Here is a 5019-nt window from a genome sequence, read left to right as displayed (position 1 = left end):
GGCGCGATGCATCGCCCCCGACGCATCGCGCCCGCACTGCGCACCAGATCGCTGGCACGCCCCTGCTCCCGGACAAGCCGGGCCTTGCCTGATTGGTAGTGTGGGGTGATTGATGCCGGGGCATCAATCACGCACTGTGCCCACGCGGACGTTAGCCGTTCGCCGGCGTCACTACTGCCCGCCCGGCTTCTCGTCGCCTTCCGACTGACGGCTGCCCGCATTTCCGGTGCTCAGGCTGCCAATGCCGCCCAGGCCGGTCTGCAACTCGCCTGCTTCCTCGCCGATATAGCCTTCGCTGTCGCGGTCGGCGTCATTGCTGAGCAAATCGTCCGTGCGCCCCCGTTGCAGGTTGCCGCCGGTTTCCGACTGGGCATTCGTCCCGGACGCGCGGCCGATATCGCCCATGCCGCCGGTACCCAGCGTACCCGCCGAGCTGGTGCCATCCTTGGTCACCTGGTCGTAGCTGCGCCCTTTCGCGTCCTTGCCCTTGTTCTGCATGGCCATCGTTCGCTCCATGTGTTGGCGTCATGATCATGATAGTCGACCGGGGCCGGTTGGGAATAGGCAGGCATCCGGTCGGCTTGTAGGACATATCGGGCATCGAATGTGCTATAAGACTGCGTTTCCGGAAACGACGCGACTCTGCATGACTACACCGACCATCCTCGTGATCTATGCCCATCCGGCGCCGCATCGCTCGCCTGTCCACCGCCGCCTGGCCGAGGCCGCGCGCGCACTGCCGGGTGTGGAGGTACGCGACCTGTACGAGGCCTATCCCGACTTCGACATCGACGCCGACCACGAACGCGCCCTGCTGGCCAGCGCGCGCCTGCTGGTATTCCTGCACCCGTTCCGCTGGTACGGCATGCCTTCGCTCGTCAAGGAATGGATGGAGGTCGTGTTGCAGCCGGGATGGGCCTACAACGACGGCAACCATGCCGGCGAATGCGCGCTGCGCGGCAAGGCTTTCTGGCTCGTCACGACGACCGGCAGCGGCCCCGAGGCCTACGGGCCCGGCGGCCTGCACGGCCGGCCATTCGGCGATTTCCTCGCGCCGTACGAGGCGACCGCCGCCCTGTGCGGCATGGACTGGATCGCGCCGCTCGTCATGCACGGCGCCGCGCAGGCCGCGGCGGACGCGGTCGACGCACAGGTGGCCGAGTTCCGGCACCGGCTCGAAGGCTATGCCGGCCTCGCGCGCGCGGCGGCAGAGGAGCGCGGCGATGGAGCATAATTTGCTGCAGAACGCCCTCGTCTACCTGGGCGCCGCCGTGCTGGTGGTGCCGCTGGCAAAGCGGCTGGGCATGGGCGCCGTCCTCGGCTACCTCGTGGCGGGTATCCTGATCGGGCCGTTCGGCCTGCGCCTCATCGCGGACGGCGAGGATGCGCTGCACTTCGCCGAATTCGGTGTCGTGCTGCTGCTGTTCCTCATCGGCCTGGAACTGGAGCCGAGCCGGCTGTGGGCATTGCGCCGGCCCATTTTCGGCTGGGGCGGCGCGCAGGTCACCGGCGTCGCCGCGGGCCTGTTCGGCGCCGCCCTACTGGCCGGGATCGACTGGAAGGTCGCGCTGATCGCCGGGCTCGGCCYGTCGCTGTCGTCGACGGCGATCGCCCTCGCCTCGCTGGAAGAGCGCAACCTGATGCCCACGCCCGCCGGCCAGGCCGGCTTCGCGATCCTGCTGTTCCAGGACATCGCGGCGATCCCGATGATCGCCATCGTGCCGCTGCTGGGCGTGCCGGAATCCGCCGGCGGCGGGGGCAATGCGTGGATCGCGGCGCTGAAGGTGGCGGGCGTGCTCGCGGGCCTCGTCATCGCGGGCCGCTTCCTGATCCGGCCCCTGCTGCGCATCATCGCCAAGACGGATGCGCGCGAGATCTTCACGGCGTTCGCGCTGCTGCTCGTGATCGCGATCTCGCTGCTGATGCAATGGGTGGGCATGTCGATGGCCCTCGGCGCCTTCATGGCCGGCGTCCTGCTCGCGGATTCGGAATACCGCCACGCGCTCGAGACGGACCTGGAGCCGTTCAAGGGCCTGCTGCTCGGCCTGTTCTTCATCGCCGTCGGCATGTCCGTCGACTTCGCCGTATTCCTCGCCCAGCCCGGCCTCGTGCTGGGCCTCGTGGCGGCCTTCCTCGTCGTCAAGGTGGTCGTGCTGTACGGTCTCTCGCGGGCCCTGGGCATCGCGCGCGGGCAGCACCTGCAGTTCGCGCTGCTGCTCGCGCAGGGCGGCGAATTCGCGTTCGTCGTGTTCGGTGCGGCGGCCACCGCGCGCGTCTTCTCGCCGGACACGGCGTCGATCCTCGTCGTGGTCGTCGCGCTGTCGATGGTCGTTACGCCGCTGGCGCTGATGCTGTACGACAGGCTCGCGGCCGGGCGCGAAAGTGCCGGGCGCAAGCGCAAGGCCGACCGGATCGAGCCGAACGAGGACCACGTGATCGTCGCCGGCTTCGGCCGCTTCGGCCAGATCGTCGGCCGCTTCCYGCACGCGAACCACGTCCGGCTGACGGTGCTGGACCACGACCCCGACCAGATCGAGGTGCTGCGCCACTTCGGCTTCAAGGTGTTCTACGGTGACGCGTCGCGCCCCGACCTGCTGCGCGCGGCGGGCGCGGCGAAGGCGCGCGCCGTCGTCGTCGCCATCGACGACATCGAGGACAGCCTGAAACTCGTGGACGCGGTGCGGCGCGAGTATCCCGACCTGCCCGTGTTCGCGCGGGCCCGCAACGTCACGCACTACTACCAGTTGATGGACCGTGGCGTCGAACTCATCGAACGCGAGACGTTCGAATCCGCGCTGCGCCTCGGCCGTCACGTGCTCACCGCGGGCCTCGGCCAGAGCGCCTACGCGACGCGGATGGCGGCGCTGAAGTTCCGGCGCTACAACCGGCAGAGTCTCGACGCGGTGTACCCGTATTACAAGGATCGGGAGAAGTTCGTATCGATGGCCAAGCAGGCGCGCGAGGAGCTGGAGGCCATGATTTCACGGGACCGCAAGGCGTTCGACGAGGAGACGGGCAGCGATTGGGATTGAATGCACCCTACGGGCACCGTGTCGGGCGTCGTCTTCGAGACCTTCGCCCCGCTCATGTGGTTGATGACCAGCGACACCGTCGATTGCGAGACGCCGGCCAGCCTGGCGATGTCGGTCATCGTGGGGCGGCGGGGTCGTGGCGGCCGGGTCATGGCTATCGCGTTGCGGATCTTCGGCAAGCGGAAAGCGTTCGGATTACATTATCACCAATTATTACCTGTCGCCAGCACGGCTAAGAGGCCCGTAGGGTGGGCACCCCGTGCCCACGCGTAACGCCAACATACCGCGAACGTCACGCGTGGGCACAGGGGGGGGGCACCCTACCGGGACAGGTTCTTAATCGGTCACTTCGAACGCCTCCTTCAGCTCGTCCAGCTTGGCCGGCGCCCTTGCCTTGACGTCCGCCGCCCCCTGTTCGAGCCGGGCCCGGACCTGCGCCAGGTAGTCGGCGCGCGCCTTGCGCAATACATAGTCGCGGAAGTTCGCCAGTTCGAGGTCCTGCCACGCGGCCTGGCGGGCCGTCTGCGAACGCACGCGCGCCGCCTCGAACGACGCTTCGGTGAGCTCGGCGTCGGCCGCCGTCATCAACTCGTAGCCATACGTGCGCATGTGCTCCTTCGCCTGCGTCTCGATCACGCGGATCTCGTCGAGCGCCAGCTGCTGCCGGAACTTGTCGGCGTTGGCCGGGATCGGCGCAAAGCAGTTGGATTCCCACAGCGCCGACATCTTCGCGATCTTGCGCGCCTCCGGCGAGTGCGTCACGTCGAGCATCTGCGGCAGGAAATCGATGCCGATGAAACGGCAGATCTGTCGCAGCGTGTTTTCCTGGTCGAGCAGGAAGTCTTCGTAGCGGATCGTCAGCGCGCGCTCGGGATGGCGCGCCAGCAGCGCGCGCGCGGCGTCGTGCGCCTGCACCCACGTGCGTGCGTTGAGGGTGCTGTCGAAGTCGTGGATGATGGCCTTGTTCATCGAGGCCACCTGGCCGCGCGGATCGCGCACGACGTTCAGGAACAGCATGTCCGGGAACAGGCGCATCAGTTCGTCGGCGTAATGGACGCTGTCGAGCGACTTGTCCATCACGATCTTCGCGCCCGTGCGCTCGCCCGAGCGCAGCAGCAGCTCCCACACGATGCGGTGCACGCTGCGCGGCTCGTGGCGCAGCTGCTCGAAGATCTCGACCGGGTCGAACACCATGTCCGGCCACTTGACCATGCTGACGGCCTGCAGTCCGACGACGTCGACGACCAGCCGGAAATAGGCACGGTCATCCGCCAGATCGCCGTACAGCGGCACGAGCGGCATGAAGTCGACGATGTGCAGCGGATAAGGCGAGTAGAACTCCGGGTTGAAGTTCATGCGCAGCCGTAGCGCGTGACTGCCGCAACGGCGCAGCGGCATCATCAGCAATGGGCGGGGACGCTTGTTCTCGACTGCCGGTTTCGAATCCATGCTTTCTCCTCAGAGTAGAAAAAATCCGAGTGCGCCGCACAGCGGCACGACCCAGAGCGCTTCGACGCGCCAGCGCAGCATCAGGAGCAGCGCCAGCGCGAACAACAAGGGGGACAACCAGACCGGCGCCGCCATCCGGCCGATCGTGACCGCCGCCGCGATCACCATGCCGGCGCCGGCCGCGCGTACGCCACGCAGTGCCGACTGCAGCGCGGGGGCTGCGTACCAGCGCCGCAGCCGGTGCGCACAGCCGACCATCAGCACCGCCGTCGGTACGAAGATGCCCACGGTCGCGGCAAACGCGCCGGCAAAACCGCCCACCTTCAGGCCGACGAACGCGGCGCCGATCAGCACAGGACCGGGCGTGAGCTGGGTCAGCGCCATCGCATCGGCGAATTCGCGCGCCGTGACCCAGCCATACGTATCGACGACCGCATGCTGCAGCACGGGGATGGACACATAGCCGCCGCCGAACATCAACAGACTCAGGCCCGCGAACACGCCGCACAGCTTGACCAGCACGGTGGCCGGTCCGCCG

Annotated in this window: 6 protein-coding genes; 2 read left to right on the top strand and 4 right to left on the bottom strand. The window is 67.7% G+C overall.

Going from position 1 to position 5019, the window contains the following annotated elements; translation table 11 throughout:
* Positions 1-171: 171 nt before the first annotated feature.
* Positions 172-504, bottom strand: a complete 333-nt coding sequence (locus tag AC1DYX_RS27625) for a hypothetical protein (protein WP_477264862.1) — start codon at positions 502-504, stop codon at positions 172-174.
* Between the two features lie 142 nt (positions 505-646).
* Between AC1DYX_RS27625 and kefF the strand changes: the two genes are divergently transcribed.
* Complete coding sequence (gene kefF / locus AC1DYX_RS27620; protein ID WP_477264860.1) at positions 647-1234, top strand: glutathione-regulated potassium-efflux system oxidoreductase KefF; 588 nt, start codon at positions 647-649, stop codon at positions 1232-1234.
* On the top strand, positions 1224-3032 hold the full coding sequence (kefC, locus tag AC1DYX_RS27615) for a glutathione-regulated potassium-efflux system protein KefC (protein ID WP_477264859.1): 1809 nt from the start codon (positions 1224-1226) through the stop codon (positions 3030-3032). The genes kefF and kefC overlap by 11 nt, the downstream gene beginning before the upstream one ends.
* Here the strand turns inward: kefC and AC1DYX_RS27610 are convergent.
* The 3 genes from AC1DYX_RS27610 to AC1DYX_RS27600 all read right to left on the bottom strand — a co-directional run.
* Positions 2915-3184, bottom strand: a complete 270-nt coding sequence (locus AC1DYX_RS27610; protein WP_477264864.1) for a LacI family DNA-binding transcriptional regulator — start codon at positions 3182-3184, stop codon at positions 2915-2917. The genes kefC and AC1DYX_RS27610 overlap by 118 nt on opposite strands.
* Positions 3185-3368: 184 nt before the next feature.
* Positions 3369-4481, bottom strand: a complete 1113-nt coding sequence (locus AC1DYX_RS27605; RefSeq protein ID WP_477264857.1) for a sulfotransferase family protein — start codon at positions 4479-4481, stop codon at positions 3369-3371.
* A gap of 9 nt (positions 4482-4490) precedes the next feature.
* The coding region (locus AC1DYX_RS27600) for a chromate transporter (protein WP_477264855.1) at positions 4491-5019 on the bottom strand (529 nt) is incomplete at its 5' end.

The organism is Massilia sp. P2_C2, assembly GCF_056404615.1.
This window is presented reverse-complemented; position numbering and strand designations above follow the sequence as displayed.